This is a genomic window from Acidimicrobiales bacterium, assembly GCA_035316325.1.
In the GTDB taxonomy this organism is placed as follows: Bacteria; Actinomycetota; Acidimicrobiia; order Acidimicrobiales; family VFJN01; genus DASXTK01.
Window position 1 is genome coordinate 1 of record DATHJB010000154.1, and the last position, 16,171, is coordinate 16,171.

Genomic DNA, 16,171 nt, shown 5'->3' on the forward strand with positions numbered 1-16,171 from the left:
GCCTGGTCGTGCGGGCTGGCGGAGGCGACGTCGCCGGTGCCGCAGCCGTGCGAGCGGTCGCCGTTCCTGTTGCTGCGGCTGATGTTCCCGCCCTGCTGGGACGGCGATCACCTCGGCTCCGACGACCACCGCTCGCACCTGGCGGCTCTGGGTGACGACGGCGCCTGTCCCGGCGACCACCCGGTGCTGCTCCCCCAACTGCGCGTCGACATCCGCTACCCGTCGACGCCCGCCGGCACCCCGCTCACCCTGGCGTCCGGCCCCACCACCGGCGGCCACGGCGACGCCGTCATGGCCTGGGACCAGGACCACATCGCCCGGGAGGTCGACCTCTGCCTCCGCGAGAACCGCCGCTGCGACGTGACGTCGGAGACCGCCCGCCTCAACGTCGGCGATCCCTGAATCTGTTCACCCCACCCGAAATGTGCACGGGAACGCACGGAAATCGTGCGTTCCCGTGCACATTTCGTCTGAAGGTCAGCGACGGCGGTAGCCGAGGACGTAGTCCGGGGTCGGGAGGGCGGCCGGCTGGAGGGGGTCTGGCACGGCAGCGCCCGGCACCACCGGCAGCGGCAGGACGCCGGCCCAGACCGGAAGGTCCAGGTCCTCGGGCTCGTCCTTGGCACCGCCGTCGCGCACCTTCACCGACACCTCGTGGAGCGGGAGGGCCAGTACCGCCGTCTGGCGCAGCTCCACGTCGTTCGGCCGGCGGGCGTCGGCCGTGCGCCCGGGCACCAGCGCCTCGACCAGCACGTCGAGCGCGGCCCGCTTCTCCTCCGGGTCGTCGATGCGCTCGGCCTGCCCGAAGACGACCACCGACCGGTAGTTCACCGCGTGGTGGAACGCCGAGCGGGCCAGCACCAGCCCGTCGACCAGCGTGACCGTGACGCAGACGGGGCCGTCGGTCGCACCCCGTAGGAGCCGACTGGCCACCGAGCCGTGCAGCAGCAGCCGGTCGCCGTCACGGGCGTAGAGGGTGGGGATGACCACCGGTCCGTCGTCGGTCACCAGGCCGACGTGGCACACCAGCCCCTCGTCGAGGATGGCGTGGGCCGACGCCGGGTCGTACGACGCCCGCTCGGCGATGCGGCGCACGGTCGTGCGGACGGACGGCGGACCGGCAGGAGCCTCGGACGACGACATAGCCCGCAGGCTACGAAGGCACCTGCCGCCGCCCGCAGCGGATTCCGGGCTCAGGAACCGCGGATCACGCCGTCGGGGCCGCAGCCCTGCCCCGGCTGGAGGGGGATGGCGTCGGTGGCGTCGACCGTCCAGGCGTCGTCGGACAGCACGACCGTGGCGGTGACGACGTTGGCCGCCCCGCCCTCGGGGTCGCGGCTGAGGACCCCCCGCGTCGAGGCGTTGACCACCCGGGCGTCGGACACGTTGCAGTCGAGCACCACGGCGGTGCGACCGTTGGTGTGGAGCTGGACGTCGAACACGTTGTGCTCCTGGCGGGTGCCGAACTCGACGGCCTGGTTGCGGGTCTCGTAGCGGGTGAGCACGTCGACCACGTGGTTCAGCTCGTCGCCCGAGGTGAGCTGCTCGATCTCGGGGTCGTCCGAGTCGGGTTCGATCACCAGCCGCTCGAACATCGTCTGGTAGTCGACGTAGGCCTGCCGGACCGCGGTCTCGGCATCGGGATCGGCGTCGGGGGGCGACTCCTCGTCCGTGCTCGACGGCGACTCGTCGTCGGAGTCGGACCCGTCCTCCCCGGGAGCGCCCCGGGAATCGTCGTCGTCAGGTTGCTCCTCCTGCGACTCGGACCGCTGCTCGGCCTCGCCTCCCCCGCCGCTGCACCCCGACAACAACACCAGCAGCGCGGCGGCACTCAGCCGACGCGCGAAACACTTGCCGTCCACCCGTTCTCACTCCCCTAGCTCAGACCCAGGGAGTCGAAGCTACAACCCGGTGCAGCGCGGAGCGCGGACCCTCAAGCCGGGTCGGGCTGGGCGGGCGGCGGATCGTCGCCCCCGCCGTGGACCACCAGGTTGGCCCCGGTGACGAACGACGCGGCGTCCGACGTCAGGAACAGGCACGCCTGGGCGACGTCGCCGGGGGTGCCCATCCGCCCCATCGGGACGGTCTTCGCCACGGCGTCGAAGTACATGTCGCCGCCGAAGCGCTGGTGCAGCTCCTCGGTGGCGATGGCCCCGGCCGTCACGCAGTTCACCCGCACCTTGGGGGCGAACTCGGCGGCCAGGCTCTCGGTGAGGTTGATGAGCCCGGCCTTGGCGGCGCCGTAGGCCGCGGTGCCGGGCGACGGCCGCATGCCCGACAGGGATGCGATGTTGACGATCGAGCCGCCGGACTCCTGGTCCTGCATCACCTCGTTGGCCCGCTGGGTGACCAGCAGCGGCGAGATCAGGTTCAAGGTGATGATGGCCGACGAGAACCGCGGCGACGCGGTGGCGGCCGCGGCCGGGGGCGACCCGCCGGCGTTGTTCACGACGGCGTCAAGCCGCCCGTAGCGGCCCACGGCGACGGCGACGGCCCGCCCGATGTCGTCCCAGTCGCGCACGTCGGTCGCCAGGAACGTGGCCTCGCGGTCCTCGAACGACGGCGGCCGGGCCGGCGCGTTGCGGGCGCAGACGATCACCTCGGCCCCTGCCGCGAGGAACGCCTCGGCGATACCCCGCCCGACACCACGGGTTCCCCCGGTCACCAGCGCGACTTTGCCGGACAGGTCGAACTGCACTGGCATCCAGGTACCCCCTCCCCCGAGTTCGAAGACTGCGCCGGCCAGAAGCGTTGGCCGTCTGACCGGCGCAGTCGATACAGCGTTACGTAGCCGCTATCTCACTCAGCGGCGGACGCGGCGGCCACGGCGGGCTGCGAGCCCGTGGAGCCCGACGGGCTGGTGCCGTTGGTGCTCCCGTCGCCGTCGGTGGCGATGCCGGCGCCGGCGCGCTTCGAGAAGGCGATGGCACCGAGCAGGACGGCCAGCGCCACACCGGCGATGGCGAAGCCTGCGGGCTCTGGCGTCGTCTTCAACCAGTTCTCGCTGTCGACGTCCGACAGGCTGATGACAGCCGGCAGGATCAGCAGCGACACCAGGTTCATCACCTTGATGAGCGGGTTGAGGGCCGGACCGGCGGTGTCCTTGAACGGGTCGCCGACGGTGTCGCCGATGACCGCGGCGTGGTGCGCCTCGGACCCCTTGCCGCCGTGGTGGCCGTCCTCGATGTACTTCTTGGCGTTGTCCCACGCACCACCGGCGTTGGACAGGTAGTTGGCCATGAGCTGGCCGACCAGGATCACCGCGGCCAGGAACGCACCCAGTGCCGTGTAGCCGATGCCGAAGCCGATGATGACCGGGGTGAGCACGGCCAGCAGGGCCGGGGTGGCCAGCTCGCGGAGCGAGGCCGTGGTGCAGATGTCGATGACCGGCGCGTAGTCCGGCTTCTTCTCGCCCGACATGATCTTGCCGTCGGCGAACTGGTTGCGGACCTCCTGGACGACCACACCGGCGGTGCGGCCGACGGCCCGGATGGCCAGCGACGAGAACAGGAACGGCACCGCGCCGCCGATGAGCAGGCCGATGAAGACCTTGGGATCGGCCACGTTGATCGGCACGAGGCTGAACACGCCGCCGGCGGTGTTCTTCGCCGCCTCGAAGAGGTCGTTGGGCACCACCTCGTCGGCGGCGATCTCGATGAAGCTGGCGAACAGGGCCACCGCGGCGATCACCGCGGAGCCGATGGCGAAGCCCTTGGTGACAGCCTTGGTGGTGTTGCCCACGGCGTCGAGCGACACCATGACCCGCTCGGCCTCGCCGTGGAACTCGCCCGACATCTCGGCGATGCCGGCGGCGTTGTCGGCCACCGGGCCGAACGTGTCCTCGGACACGACCACGCCGGTGGTGGCCAGCATGCCCATGCCGCACAGGGCGACCAGGTACAGCGAGAACTGCGTGTCGCCGCCGCCCAGGCCGATGGCCGCCGCGATGGCGACGGCGATGGCGAGGATCGCCCACACCGACGACTCGAGGCCCGATGCCGTACCCGCCAGCACCGTGGTGGCCGGGCCGGTCTCGGTGGCGTCGGCGATCTCCTGCACCGGCTTCGTCTCGGTCGAGGTGAAGTACTCGGTGATGCGGCTGGCGACCTGGGCCAGCACGAGGCCGATCACGACGGCGCCGAACATGCGCAGGCCGACGTCGCTGATCTCGCCTTCGGGGCTGCCCACGTAGACGAGCGCCACGGCCAGCGTGCCGAGCACGGTGAGGACGCCGGCGGTGAGGAAGCCGCGGTTGATGGGGGCCATGGCCGACTTGTCGGACTCACGGGCCTTCACCATGAAGACGCCCACGATCGAGGCGAGCACGCCGATGGCCCGGGCGGCCAGCGGGAACATGGCACCTGCGGCCCACAGGCCGGGGTTGTCCGGGAAGATCCGCTGGAAGGCGGGCACACCCAGGATGATCGAGGCGACCAGGGTGACCTCGTAGGACTCGAACAGGTCCGAGGCCATGCCGGCGCAGTCGCCCACGTTGTCGCCCACGTTGTCGGCGATGGTGGCGGGGTTGCGGGGGTCGTCCTCGGGGATACCGGCCTCGACCTTGCCGACCAGGTCGGCGCCGACGTCGGCCGCCTTGGTGAAGATGCCGCCACCGACCCGCAGGAACAGCGCCAGCAGCGAACCGCCGAAGCCGAAGCCGATGAGGATCGCCGACGCCGTGTTCTGGAACAGCATCACGATGGTGGTGGCGCCGATCAGGCCCAGGCCGACGCAGAACATGCCGGCCACGCCGCCGGTCTTGAAGGCGACGTCGAGCGCCGGGCCCATCTTGCCGCCGCGTGCCGCGGCCGCGGTGCGGACGTTGCCCCGCACGGCCAGGCCCATGCCGATGAAGCCGGTGAGGCCGGACATGATGCCGCCGGCCAGGAAGGCCAGCGTCCGGAAGAGGCCGGACTCGAAGAACGAGAGCGCCTCGGTGCCGTCGGACTTCTCGACCGCCACCGAGGTGACGAACACGATGATCGCCAACGGCACGAGGATGTACCCGATCGTGCGGAACTGGCGTCGCAGGTAGGCCTGCGCGCCTTCCTGGATCGCCTTGGCGATGTCGATCATGGTGGGCGAGCCCTGGTCCGCCTTCAGCACGCTCTGCATGAGCACGAGGCCCACGCCCAGAGCGAGGAGCGCGGTCAGGGCGGAGCCCACGAGGACGAACCACTCCCCTCCCCGGAGAGTGAAGTCCTGGAAGCCGCCTTCAGCGGCGAACAGTGCGGACATAGGTCTCTTTCCCTCTGTCTATCTCGATGTCGTCGTTGACTCAGGTGCCGGTTGCGGCGTCGGCGCGGGTGCGGAGAGTACGTGTTACGTACACCTGACGTGCGACCCGTTCCCCCAGGGTGCGGGTCTGGCCCGCCACCTCGACCACGAGCGGGCCGTCGAACGGGTGCTTCTCGATCACCCTGACCTCGGCACCCGGCACCACGCCGAGATCTTCGAGGAAGGTGACGATCTCGTTCTCCGTGCTGCCGGAGACGGCCACCCGGGCGACGTCGCCGACGGCGAGGTCGTACAGCTGGGGTGTCTCGGGCAGGTCACGGTCGGCTTCGTCGGGGATGGCGAAGCCGTGCGGACAGGTCTTGGGGCGGTCGAGCGCCACGTACAGGCGGTCGACCACCTCGGCGGGCAGGTCGTGTTCGAAGCTGACGGCCAGGGCGTCGGCCTGGTTCCAGGCGTAGCCCAGCATGTCGGCGAGGAAGCGCTCCACGATCCGGTGGCGCCGGATGGCGGCGATGGCGGCGCGGCGCCCGGCGTCGGTGAAGCTGACGCCCTGGTAGGGGCGGTGGTCGACGAGCCCCCGGTCGGCGAGCCGCTTCACCAGCGTGGTGACGGTGCCGGGCGACAGGCCGAGCGACTCGGCGAGCGCGCCCGTGTGCGCCTCCGACCCGTCACGGGTGAAGCGGTAGATCGCCTTGAGCGCTTCGCGCTCGGACTTCGTCAAACCGTCCAGCATGGTGGAAATTTGGTCCTCCAAAACCTGACCTTCGGCGCGCGTCAGTCGAGTTTTCCTACCACCGGGCCAGGAGTCGCTCCAAACCGCAGACCTATGCGAGACTTATCTGACACATCGTCAGATCCTTGGAGGGCTGGATGGTGAGCACCGTCGTGCCGGCGATCGAGGGGTGGTTCACCACCGGGGAGCGACCGGCGCTGCTGGGCACCCGGTGCCGGACGTGCGGCACCGCGTTCTTCCCCCGGGAGACCACCTTCTGCCGCAACCCCGCCTGCGCCGGCGAGGAGCTCGACGAGGTGGAGCTGCCCCGCACCGGCCACGTCTGGTCCTACACCGACGCCCGCTACCAGCCGCCGCCCCCCTACATCCCCCGCCACGACCCGTACGAGCCGTTCGCGCTCGCCGCGGTGGAGCTCGACGGCGAGGGCATGGTGGTCCTCGGCCAGGTGGCCGACGGCTACGGCACCGGCGACCTGGCGATCGGCGCGCCGGTCGAACTCGTGGTCGAGCCTCTCTACACCGACGCCGACACCGACACCACGTACCTCACCTGGCGCTGGAGGCCCGCTCATGTCTGACGTCGTCGTCGCCGGAGTGGGCATGCACCCCTGGGGCAAGTGGGGCCACAGCTTCACCACCTACGGCGTGGCCGCGGCGCGAGCTGCGCTGGCCGACGCCGGGATCGAGTGGAAGGACGTCGGCTACGTGGTCGGCGGCGAGACCGTCCGCAACGGCTACCCCGGCTACGTCGCCGGCGCCACCTTCGCCCAGGCGCTGGGCTGGAACGGCGCCCGGGTGGCCACCAGCTACGCCGCCTGCGCCACCGGCGCCCAGGCGCTCGACACGGCCCGCGCCCGCATCCTGGCGGGCCTGTGCGACGTCGCCCTGGTGGTCGGGGCCGACACCACACCCAAGGGCTTCCTCGCCCCCAACGCCGGCGACCGCCCCGACGACGCCGACTGGTTGCGGTTCCGGCTGCTGGGCGCCACCAACCCCGCCTACTTCGGCCTCTACGCCCGCCGCCGCATCGAGCTGCACGGCGCCACCGTCGAGGACTTCGCCAAGGTGAAGGTGAAGAACTCCCGCCACGGGCTGGCCAACCCCAACGCCCGCTACCGCAAGGCGGTCACCGTCGACGAGGTGCTGGCGTCGCCGATCGTGAGCGACCCGCTGCACCTGCTCGACATCTGCGCCACGTCCGACGGCGGCGCCGCCATCGTCCTCACGTCGGCCGACTACGCGCGCCACCGGCTCCAGGAGACGAAGCCGATCCGGCTGCGGGCGGTCGCCACGGTCACGCCGACGTTCCCGAAGACGGTCGTCGACCTGCCCGACATCGCCACCGACTCGACCGTCGCGGTCGCCGCCCCCGAGATCGGCTTCCGGGGCGCTATCGCCCAGGCGGCCTACGAGGAGGCGGGCCTCGGCCCCGACGACCTGGCCCTGGCCGAGGTGTACGACCTGTCGACCGCGCTCGAGCTCGACTGGTACGAAGACATCGGGCTGTGCAAGCCCGGCGAGGCCGAGCGGCTGGTGCGCAACGGCGAGACGTCGCTGGGCGGCCGCATCCCGGTGAACCCCTCGGGCGGCCTGGCGAGCTTCGGCGAGGCCGTCCCCGCCCAGGCGCTGGCCCAGGTGTGCGAGGTCGCGTGGCAGCTGCGGGGCCAGGCCGGCGACCGCCAGGTGCCCGGCGCCGCCGTCGGCCTGACCGCCAACCAGGGCCTCTTCGGCCACGGCTCCGCGGTGATCCTGAGCCACTGACCTCCGAAACTTCGACAGAGCCGGCGCCATGGCGACCGCCTCTGTCGAAATTTCGGGTCGGGTGGCCGCCGCCCACCGTTCATCGCTCACCAGCCAGCGTTCGCCGCGATTTCGCGCACGAGTCGTGACCGAGCGCCTACCATCGCCGAGTTCGGTGGCGCGCATCCGCCGCGTCGGCTAATCAGTTACCTGCCGTTACTTCTGCCGGACCAGTTCGCGGCAGGACGCACTGGGGGTCTTTCTTCGAATGTCAACCGCTGCTGCCCCGGGCCTCCGTGCCCGGCCGGCCACCTACGCGGGGCTCTTCGTCCTGACGTTGACGACGCTGGCCTACGAGATCGTGCTGACGCGGATCTTCAGCGTGACCATGTGGTACCACTTCGCCTTCGTCGCCATCTCGGTGGCGCTGTTCGGCACCACGGCGGGGGCGCTGCTCGTCCACCAGCGGCCGCAGTGGTTCACCGAGGAGCGGGTCAAGGGCCAGATGTGGCGCTACGCCCTGGCCTACTCGCTGTTCATCGTGGTGGCGATCTCCACTCAGCTGTCGATCAACTTCCGGGTGGAGGCCAACGCCGGCGCCATGGCCGCGGTGTTCTGGACGTGCGTGATCATCGCGATCCCGTTCGTCTGCGCCGGCGTGGTGGTGTGCCTGGCCCTCACGAAGTTCGGTGACAAGGTCAACCGGCTCTACGCCGCCGACCTCATCGGCGCCGGCCTGGGCTGTCTCCTCCTGGTGCTGGCGTTCAACTACTTCGACGGCCCCAGCCTCGTGATCCTGGTGGCGGCCGTCGCCGCGATCGGCGCGTTCCTCTTCGCCGTCGACGCCAAGGAGCTCAAGGGCATGGTGCTGGCCGGCGGCGTCACCGTGCTGCTGCTGCTCGGCGCCTTCGGCAACGACGCCCTCCACGCCCGCAACAAGCCCTTCGTGAAGATCCTCTACACGAAGGAGGAGAAGGACACCAAGCACCGCGACGACACGTGGAACGCCTTCTCCCGGGTCACGGTCGACGGCGACCCCGCGGCGTTCGGCGACCCCTTCGGCAACGGTCTCAGCGACACGATGCCGGAGGACCTGCAGGCGCGGCAGCTGTCGATGCTGATCGACAGCACCGCCGGCACGGTGATGACCGGCTACGACGGCGACCCCGACCAGACCGACTTCCTCCGCTACGACATCTCCAACCTCGCCTACTGGGCGCAGGAGGGGCCGGACTTCGACCGGGCCGCGATCATCGGCGTGGGCGGCGGGCGCGACGTGCTGTCGGCCGCCGAGTTCGGTGCCGACCACATCGACGGCATCGAGATCAACGACAACATCCTCGACCTCGTCACCGACACCTACGGCGACTTCACCAACCTCGACGAGATCGAGGGCCTCGAACTGCACAACGACGAGGCCCGCAGCTACATCACCCGCACGTCCGACGAGTTCGACACGATCCAGATCTCGCTGATCGACACGTGGGCGGCCACGTCGGCCGGTGCCTTCGCCCTCAGCGAGAACTCGCTCTACACCACCGACGCCTGGAACACGTTCCTCGACAAGCTCAGCGGCGACGGGATCCTGTCGGTCTCCCGCTGGTTCCGGCACGAGAACCCCGAGCCGCTGGAGATGCTGCGGACGACGGCGCTGGCGTCGCAGGTGCTGACCGACCGCGGCGTCGAGAACCCGCGGGACCACATCCTCATCTACGAAGGCCCGCCCGAGGGCCCGGTGGGCGCCACCGTCGGCACGATCATGGTGAGCCAGGAGCCCTTCACACAGGACCAGCTCGCCACAGTGGGCGACATCGCCGAGGACATGGAGTTCAGTCCGGTGCTCGGGCCGGACTTCGCCAACGACGAGTTCCCGTTCGCCCCGCTGGTCGAGCCGGGCGGGCCCGGGCCGAACCTCGACGTGGTGAAGGCCGACATCTCGCCGCCCACCGACGACAAGCCGTTCTTCTTCCAGATGGCCGACATGGGCAACGTCATCCGGCAGGACCTGCCGGCCAACAAGCAGGTGTTCCGCTCGGTGGTCGTGCTCGCCTCCCTGGCGGTGGCGGTGCTCCTGCTGGCGGCGGTCTGCATCGGCGGGCCGCTGTTCCAGATCGGGCGGCGCACCCGGCACAAGGGCCGCACTCCCCAGTACCTGTACTTCTGCGGCATCGGCCTCGGGTTCCTGATGGTCGAGATCTCGCAGCTGATGCGATTGAGCACGTTCCTCGGCCATCCGACGTACGCGCTGACCGTGGTGCTCTTCACCGTGCTGATCTTCAGCGGCATCGGGTCGATGCTGGTCGACCGGATCACCAAGATCGACAGACCCATGTCGCTGCTGATCCCGCTGCTGGTGCTGCTGGGCGTGGCGCTGGTGTTCGGTCTGGTCACGCCCGAGCTGATCGAGCAGTTCGCCGACCGCACCACCCCGGTCCGCATCGCCGTGTCGGTCGGTCTGCTGGCGCCGATGGCGTTCTTCATGGGCATGCCGTTCTCGATCGGCATGCGGATGGCGTCGACCGACGAGGACTCGCCCACCGCGTTCCTGTGGGGCATCAACGGCGCCATGTCGGTGGTCGCCTCGGTGTTCGCCACCGTGATCGCCCTGTTCTTCGGGATCATCTGGACGTTCGTGGCCGGCATCCTCGCCTACATCCTGGCCACCGCCTCGATGTACGTCCTGGTGAAGCGCCTCCGCGGCACGGGTGCCGAGGTCTCGACCAACGGCGCCGAACCGGCGGAGGAAGACGCCACCGACGACGCCGAGGACGACGCCCCCGAGGCCCTCACCCCGGCGACGAACTAGGGCTACGGCTCAGACGAGCCAGCGGCTGAGGGCGTCGACCACGCACACCGGTGCGTCGACGCCCTCAGCTTCGACCGTGATCCGGACGGTCGTCTGGATGCCGCCGCGCACATCGTCGCAGGCGACCAGCTCGGCCCGGGCCCGGACCCGGGTCCCGACGGCTGCCGGTGCGGGGAACCGCACCTCGCCGGTTCCGTAGTTGACGCCCATCGCGGCGTCGTCGACCGCGAACAGCTGCGGCATGAAGAGGTTGGTGAGGGCGAGGAGCAGCAGCGGCGGGACGTCGCCGTCCGAGTCACCCGTCGCCGCGACGTAGTCGTCGACCTGCGCCGGCGTCACCTCCACCCAGTCGGTGGCGCCCAGGTCGCGCCCGACCGCGCCGGGAACGTCGGACAGCTTCACGGGTGCTGGGAGCTGACGCTCACGACCTCACCGGTCATGTACGTCGAGTAGTCGCTGGCCAGGAAGGCGATCACGGTGGCGATCTCCCACACCTCGGCCGGCCGGCCGAACGCCTCGCGCTCCGCCAGCTCTTCGAGCAGCCCGTCGCTGGTGACCTTGGCCAGGAACGGGTGCATGGCCAGGCTGGGCGCCACGGCGTTCACCCGGACGCCCAACGGCGCGGCCTCGACCGCGGCGCAGCGGGTGAGGGCCATCACCCCGGCCTTGGCGGCGGCGTAGTGGGCCTGGCCCTCCTGCGCCCGCCAGCCCAGCACCGAGGCGTTGTTGACGATCACGCCCGACCCCTGGGCGCCGAGCAGCCGCAGCGCCGCCCGGGTGCAGCGGAACGTGCCGGTCAACGTCACGTCGAGCACCTTGAACCACTGCTCGTCGGTCATGTCGACCAGGTGGGTGGTGCCGCCGAGCCCGGCGTTGTTCACCACCACGTCGATCTGCCCGTGGGCCTCGACGGCGGCGGCGAACAGGTCCTGCACCTGCTCCTCGACGGTCACGTCGCACGGCACCGCCAACGGCGCCGTCCCGCCGCCCAGCTCGGTCAGCTCGTCGGCCGCCTCGGCGAGCCGCCGTTGGTGGGCGTCGCTGATCACCACGGTCGCCCCCTCCTGGAGGAACCGCCGCGCGGTGGCGTGGCCGATCCCGGTCCCCGCCGCCGCCGTCACGACGGCGACCTTCCCCGCGAGGAGGTCCCGCCCGGCCGGCTCTGTCGGAGGCTTCGTCATTGCGGACGGACGCTCGCTCAACGTGGCTCCTTGGGTAGTCCGAGGACTCGCTCGCCGATGATGTTGCGCTGGATCTGGTTGGACCCGCCGTAGATCGTGTCGGCCCGGCTGAAGAGGAACAGCCGCTGCAGCCGCTCGTCGGGGTCGACCGTGGCGGCCGCGCCCAGGACGTCGACCGCCAGCTCGCCCAGCGACCGGTGCACCGTCGCCCAGTAGAGCTTGTTGATCGCATCCGTCCGCGGGGTCGATCGCAGGGCGTTGAGCCGCATGATCTCCAAGTCGACGTGCGCCTGCGCCAGCCGCTGCCGGACCACGGGGTCGTCCCGCCGCGCCAACGAGACGATGGCGTCGAGCTCGAAGCGGAAGTTGAGCTGCTGGCCCAATGTCGAGGCGCCCCGCTCGAAGGCGAGCGTGCCCATCGCCACCCGCCAGCCGTCGCCCTCCGCGCCCACCACGTCGGTGGCCGCGGCCCGGGCGCCGTCGAAGAAGACCTCGTTGAACTCGCTGTCGCCGGTCAGCTGCACGATGGGCCGGATCTCGATGCCGTCCTGCCGCATGGGCACCAGCAGGTAGGAGATGCCGTGGTGCTTGCGGCCGCCCGCCTCGACCGGCGAGGTGCGGGCCAGGACGAAGCACCAGTCGGCCCAGTGGGCCAGCGACGTCCACACCTTCTGGCCGGTGATCGCCCAGTCGTCGCCGTCGCGGACGGCCCGGGTCTGGATGTTGGCCAGGTCGCTGCCGGCGTCCGGCTCGGAGTACCCCTGGCACCACAGCTCCTCGCCGGCGACGATGCCCGGCAGGAAGCGGCGCTGCTGCTCGGGCGATCCGAAGGCGATCAGCGTGGGGCCGATCAGCCCCTCGCCGACGATGCCGATGCGCCCCGGCCCCCCGGCCCGGGCGTACTCCTCGAAGTAGACCACCTGCTGGCGCAGCGACAGACCCCGGCCACCGTGCTCCTTGGGCCAGGCGACGCAGGTCCAGCCGTGGCGGCCGAGGTGGCGCTCCCAGGCGAGCCGCTCGTCGAACAGGACGTGCTCGTCGCCGGGGCCGCCGCGCCCTCTGACGACCTGGAAGTCGCCGCCCAGGCTCTCCTCGAGGAACGTCCGCACCTCCTCGCGGAAGGCCCGGTCCTCGTCGCTGTCCCGTAGGTCCACAGGGCTCGACAGTATCTGACGACCCGTCAGACATCCGACTCGACGGTGGCGCCGTAGCCTCCCCCCATGCCTCCTGGTGGAATGCGAACAGGCGGGCGTGGCGGCCTTCTCGGCGCGGACCCGAGCCAGCTCGGCGACGTCCGTTTCGACCGGAAGATCCTCGTGCGCGTCCTGCGCTTCGCCCGGCCCTACCGCACGATGCTGATCGGCTTCGTGGGCGTGCTCGCCCTGCAGGCGCTGATCGGCGTCGTCCCGCCGCTGCTGTTCCGCCAGATCATCGACACCGCCATCCCCGAGGCGCAGTCGTCGTCCGACAACCTCGGCCCGCTGCACTGGCTCGGCGTGCTGGCGGTGGCCGCCGCTATCGCCAGCGCGGCGCTGGCGCTGGCCGAGCGCTGGCTGTCGTCGCACATCGGCGAGGGCGTGATCTACGACCTGCGGGTCGCCGTGTTCGACCACGTGCAGGAGATGCCGCTGGCGTTCTTCACCCGCACCCAGACCGGCGCCCTCACCAGCCGCCTCAACAACGACGTGATCGGTGCACAGCGGGCGCTCACCGGGACGCTCGGGTCGATCGTGTCGAACGTGATCACGCTCGGCACCGTGCTGGCGGCGATGCTCGTGCTCGAGTGGCGGCTGACGCTGCTGGCGCTCGTCGCCCTGCCGCTGTTCATCTTCCCCGCCAAGCGGGTCGGGCGCCGGCTCCAGGCCATCACCCGCGACCAGATGAACCTCAACGCCTCGATGAGCGCGGTCATGACCGAGCGGCTCAACGTGGCCGGGGCGCTGCTGGTCAAGCTGTTCGGCCGGCCCGAGGACGAGCACGCGGAGTTCGCCGGCCGGGCCGACAAGGTGCGGGCGACCGGCATCAAGGCGGCGCTCTACGGCCGCACGTTCTTCATCGCCCTCGGGCTCGTCGGGGCCATCGCCACCGCCGCCGTGTACTGGCTGGGTGGGCTGCTGGTGGTCGACGGGTCGATCTCGCTGGGCACCCTGGTCGCCCTGGCCGCCTACGTGACCCGCCTGTACGGGCCGCTCACCTCGCTCACCAACGCCCGGGTCGACTTCATGAGCGCCATCGTGTCGTTCGAGCGGGTGTTCGAGGTGCTCGACGCCCCCAACCCGATCGCCGACCGGCCCGGGGCCCGCGACCTGACCGGGGTCGAGGGGCGCATCGAGTTCGACGAGGTGTGGTTCCGCTACCCGTCGGAGCCGCTGGTGGCGACCCTCGAGCTCGACCCCACCGTGGCGGCGCCGTCGGGCAACGGCCGCGACGGCGGCTACGTGCTGCGGGGCGTCAACGCCGCGATCGAACCCGGCCAGCTGGTGGCGCTCGTCGGACCGTCGGGGTCGGGGAAGACCACGCTGTCGAACCTCGTCCCCCGGCTGTACGACGTGACCGAGGGCGCGGTGCGGGTCGACGGCGTCGACGTGCGCGACGTCACCCAGGCGTCGCTGCGCCGGGTGATCGGCGTGGTGTCGCAGGACCCGCACCTGTTCCACGACACGATCGGCAACAACCTGCGCTACGCCCGGCCGTCGGCCACCCCGGCCGAGGTCGACGACGCCTGCCGGGCCGCCCAGATCTACGACATGATCGAGCGCCTGCCGGACGGCTACGACACCGTGGTCGGCGAGCGCGGCTACCGCATGTCGGGCGGCGAGAAGCAGCGGCTGGCGATCGCCCGCATGCTGCTGAAGGACCCGACGGTCGTCATCCTCGACGAGGCCACCAGCCACCTCGACAGCGAGAACGAGCACCTGGTGCAGCGGGCGCTGGCCGAGGGCATGGCGGGGCGCACCAGCCTGGTGATCGCCCACCGCCTGTCGACGATCACCGAGGCCGACCTGATCCTGGTGGTCGACCAGGGCCGGATCGTCGAGCGGGGACGCCACCACGACCTGGTGACCGCCGGCGGCCTGTACGCCGAGCTCTACCGCACGCTGATCGGCGACGATCTGCCGGGGGCGTCGGCGGAGACCCTGGACACCCTGGACACGCTCGACACCCCGTAACGAGCTCGCCGCCGTCGGACGCTTCGTCCCCGGGCTGGGCCGCTCGGGGTAGGAGATCGCTAGTGGCAGGCGCAGTGCGCGCCGCAGGGCGCCGACGCGGCGGGGGCCGGGGCCGCGCTCCCCGTGGCGCGGCCGGTGGCAGCGAAGGCGGCGAGGAGGCGTACGGCATCGGTGTGACCCGACGGGCACGGTGCCGGGGCATCGGCGTCGACCATCGCCCGGCGGGCGTCGAAGCGCTCGTCGCACACCTTGCAGCGGTACTCGTAGAGCGGCACGAGCTCAGCCTAGATGACCCCGGTGACGGGTACCCTGCGGCGCATCGGCACATCGACCAGCGTCGTCCTGATCGGCGCCCCGGGTTCCGGGAAGGGGACGCATGGCGTCGTCCTCGCGGAGCGGTTGGGGGTGCCGTACCTGTCGACCGGTGACCTGCTGCGTGACCACGTCGCCCGCGGCACCACGCTGGGCCGGCAGGTGGGCGCCTACCTCGACCGCGGCGAGCTGGTGCACGACGACCTGATGGTCGCGGTCGTCGGCGAGCGGCTCGCCGAGCTGGAGGGCCGGGGCGGCCACGTGCTCGACGGGTTCCCGCGCACGGTCGCCCAGGCGGAGGCGGCGGAGCGGCTGGTGCCCGGCGGGCCGGCCGAGGTCGTCGTGTTCCTGGCGTTGCCCGACGACGTGGCCCGGGAGCGCCTCGCGCAGCGCGCCGACGGCCGCAGCGACGACGCCGACGGAGCGACCGTCGAGCACCGCCTCGAGGTCTTCCACGTCGAGACCGAGCCCCTGGTCGGCTTCTACCGCGCCCGTGGGCTGCTCCGCTCCGTCGACGCCGACCAGCCGCCCGACGCGGTGCTCACGGCGATCGAGTCGGTCCTCCGACTGTAGAGAGCGACGTCTCCAGCCACGTGCGGAGGGCGGCCTCGGGCGCGGCGCCGGTCTGACGGGCGACGACCTTCCCGTCGACGACCACCAGCAGCGTCGGGATGCCCTGCACCCCGCTGCGCCCGGCCACCAGCGGCGACTCGTCGACGTTGACCTTCACCAGCTTGACCCGCCCGGCGTACTCCCGGGCCAGGTTCTCCAGGGCCGGGCTCACCATCCGGCAGGGCCCGCACCACGGCGCCCACAGGTCGACCAGCACCGGGAGCTGCGACCGCTCCACCACCTCGCGGTAGGTGTCGTCGCGGGCATCGGCGATCCACGGCAGCGTCGCCTTGCAGCTGCCGCAGCGCGGCGTCCCCGAGACGGCGACCGCGGGCACGCGGTTCTTCGTGCCGCAGTTGTCGCACACGACGACCGTCGG

At 71.2% G+C, this 16,171-nt stretch carries 16 protein-coding genes; 6 read left to right on the forward strand and 10 right to left on the reverse strand.

Features of this window, described 5'->3' with window-relative positions; translation table 11 throughout:
• A partial coding sequence (locus VK611_20090) for a DUF1996 domain-containing protein (GenBank protein HMG43642.1) occupies positions 1–402 on the forward strand: 402 nt, incomplete at its 5' end.
• Positions 403–477: 75 nt separating this feature from the next.
• Here VK611_20090 and VK611_20095 read toward each other — a convergent pair.
• The 5 genes from VK611_20095 to VK611_20115 all read right to left on the reverse strand — a co-directional run bounded on the left by VK611_20095 (position 478) and on the right by VK611_20115 (position 5,971).
• Entirely contained in the window at positions 478–1,143 is a 666-nt protein-coding gene (locus VK611_20095) for a pyridoxamine 5'-phosphate oxidase family protein (GenBank protein HMG43643.1), read from the reverse strand.
• 50 nt (positions 1,144–1,193) lie between these two features.
• Entirely contained in the window at positions 1,194–1,862 is a 669-nt protein-coding gene (locus VK611_20100; GenBank protein HMG43644.1) for a hypothetical protein, read from the reverse strand.
• Positions 1,863–1,933: 71 nt separating this feature from the next.
• Positions 1,934–2,704, reverse strand: coding sequence for an SDR family oxidoreductase (locus VK611_20105; GenBank protein HMG43645.1), 771 nt, complete (start codon positions 2,702–2,704; stop codon positions 1,934–1,936).
• A gap of 95 nt (positions 2,705–2,799) precedes the next feature.
• A complete protein-coding gene (locus VK611_20110; protein ID HMG43646.1) occupies positions 2,800–5,238 on the reverse strand; it encodes a sodium-translocating pyrophosphatase in 2,439 nt (812 codons plus the stop codon).
• 40 nt (positions 5,239–5,278) lie between these two features.
• The gene (locus tag VK611_20115; GenBank protein HMG43647.1) at positions 5,279–5,971 is read right to left on the reverse strand and encodes a metal-dependent transcriptional regulator; all 693 of its coding nucleotides are present in this window, start codon (positions 5,969–5,971) and stop codon (positions 5,279–5,281) included.
• A 137-nt stretch (positions 5,972–6,108) separates the two neighbouring features.
• On the opposite strand from VK611_20115, the gene VK611_20120 reads away from it, so the two are divergent.
• The 3 genes from VK611_20120 to VK611_20130 all read left to right on the forward strand — a co-directional run bounded on the left by VK611_20120 (position 6,109) and on the right by VK611_20130 (position 10,517).
• Positions 6,109–6,549, forward strand: a complete 441-nt coding sequence (locus VK611_20120) for an OB-fold domain-containing protein (protein ID HMG43648.1) — start codon at positions 6,109–6,111, stop codon at positions 6,547–6,549.
• Entirely contained in the window at positions 6,542–7,732 is a 1,191-nt protein-coding gene (locus VK611_20125) for a lipid-transfer protein (GenBank protein ID HMG43649.1), read from the forward strand. The genes VK611_20120 and VK611_20125 overlap by 8 nt, the downstream gene beginning before the upstream one ends.
• Positions 7,733–7,979: 247 nt before the next feature.
• Positions 7,980–10,517, forward strand: a complete 2,538-nt coding sequence (locus tag VK611_20130) for a hypothetical protein (GenBank protein ID HMG43650.1) — start codon at positions 7,980–7,982, stop codon at positions 10,515–10,517.
• Positions 10,518–10,526: 9 nt separating this feature from the next.
• Here the strand turns inward: VK611_20130 and VK611_20135 are convergent, their stop codons facing one another.
• Genes VK611_20135 through VK611_20145 form a run of 3 tightly spaced genes read right to left on the reverse strand, consistent with a single transcriptional unit; the run spans position 10,527 to position 12,852 of the window.
• On the reverse strand, positions 10,527–10,919 hold the full coding sequence (locus VK611_20135) for a dehydratase (protein ID HMG43651.1): 393 nt from the start codon (positions 10,917–10,919) through the stop codon (positions 10,527–10,529).
• Positions 10,916–11,698, reverse strand: coding sequence for an SDR family oxidoreductase (locus VK611_20140; GenBank protein ID HMG43652.1), 783 nt, complete (start codon positions 11,696–11,698; stop codon positions 10,916–10,918). Before VK611_20140 ends, VK611_20135 begins: the two co-directional genes overlap by 4 nt.
• Before the next feature lie 17 nt (positions 11,699–11,715).
• On the reverse strand, positions 11,716–12,852 hold the full coding sequence (locus VK611_20145) for an acyl-CoA dehydrogenase family protein (protein HMG43653.1): 1,137 nt from the start codon (positions 12,850–12,852) through the stop codon (positions 11,716–11,718).
• A gap of 66 nt (positions 12,853–12,918) precedes the next feature.
• Between VK611_20145 and VK611_20150 the strand changes: the two genes are divergently transcribed.
• On the forward strand, positions 12,919–14,868 hold the full coding sequence (locus tag VK611_20150; protein HMG43654.1) for an ABC transporter ATP-binding protein: 1,950 nt from the start codon (positions 12,919–12,921) through the stop codon (positions 14,866–14,868).
• Positions 14,869–14,927: 59 nt separating this feature from the next.
• Here the strand turns inward: VK611_20150 and VK611_20155 are convergent, their stop codons facing one another.
• Positions 14,928–15,143 (reverse strand): zinc ribbon domain-containing protein, encoded by a 216-nt coding sequence (locus tag VK611_20155; GenBank protein ID HMG43655.1) that lies wholly within the window; start codon positions 15,141–15,143, stop codon positions 14,928–14,930.
• Between the two features lie 22 nt (positions 15,144–15,165).
• Between VK611_20155 and VK611_20160 the strand changes: the two genes are divergently transcribed.
• On the forward strand, positions 15,166–15,753 hold the full coding sequence (locus VK611_20160) for an adenylate kinase (protein HMG43656.1): 588 nt from the start codon (positions 15,166–15,168) through the stop codon (positions 15,751–15,753).
• Here VK611_20160 and trxA read toward each other — a convergent pair.
• The coding region (gene trxA / locus VK611_20165) for a thioredoxin (protein HMG43657.1) at positions 15,722–16,171 on the reverse strand (450 nt) is incomplete at its 5' end. The two genes, VK611_20160 and trxA, sit on opposite strands and share 32 nt — an antisense overlap.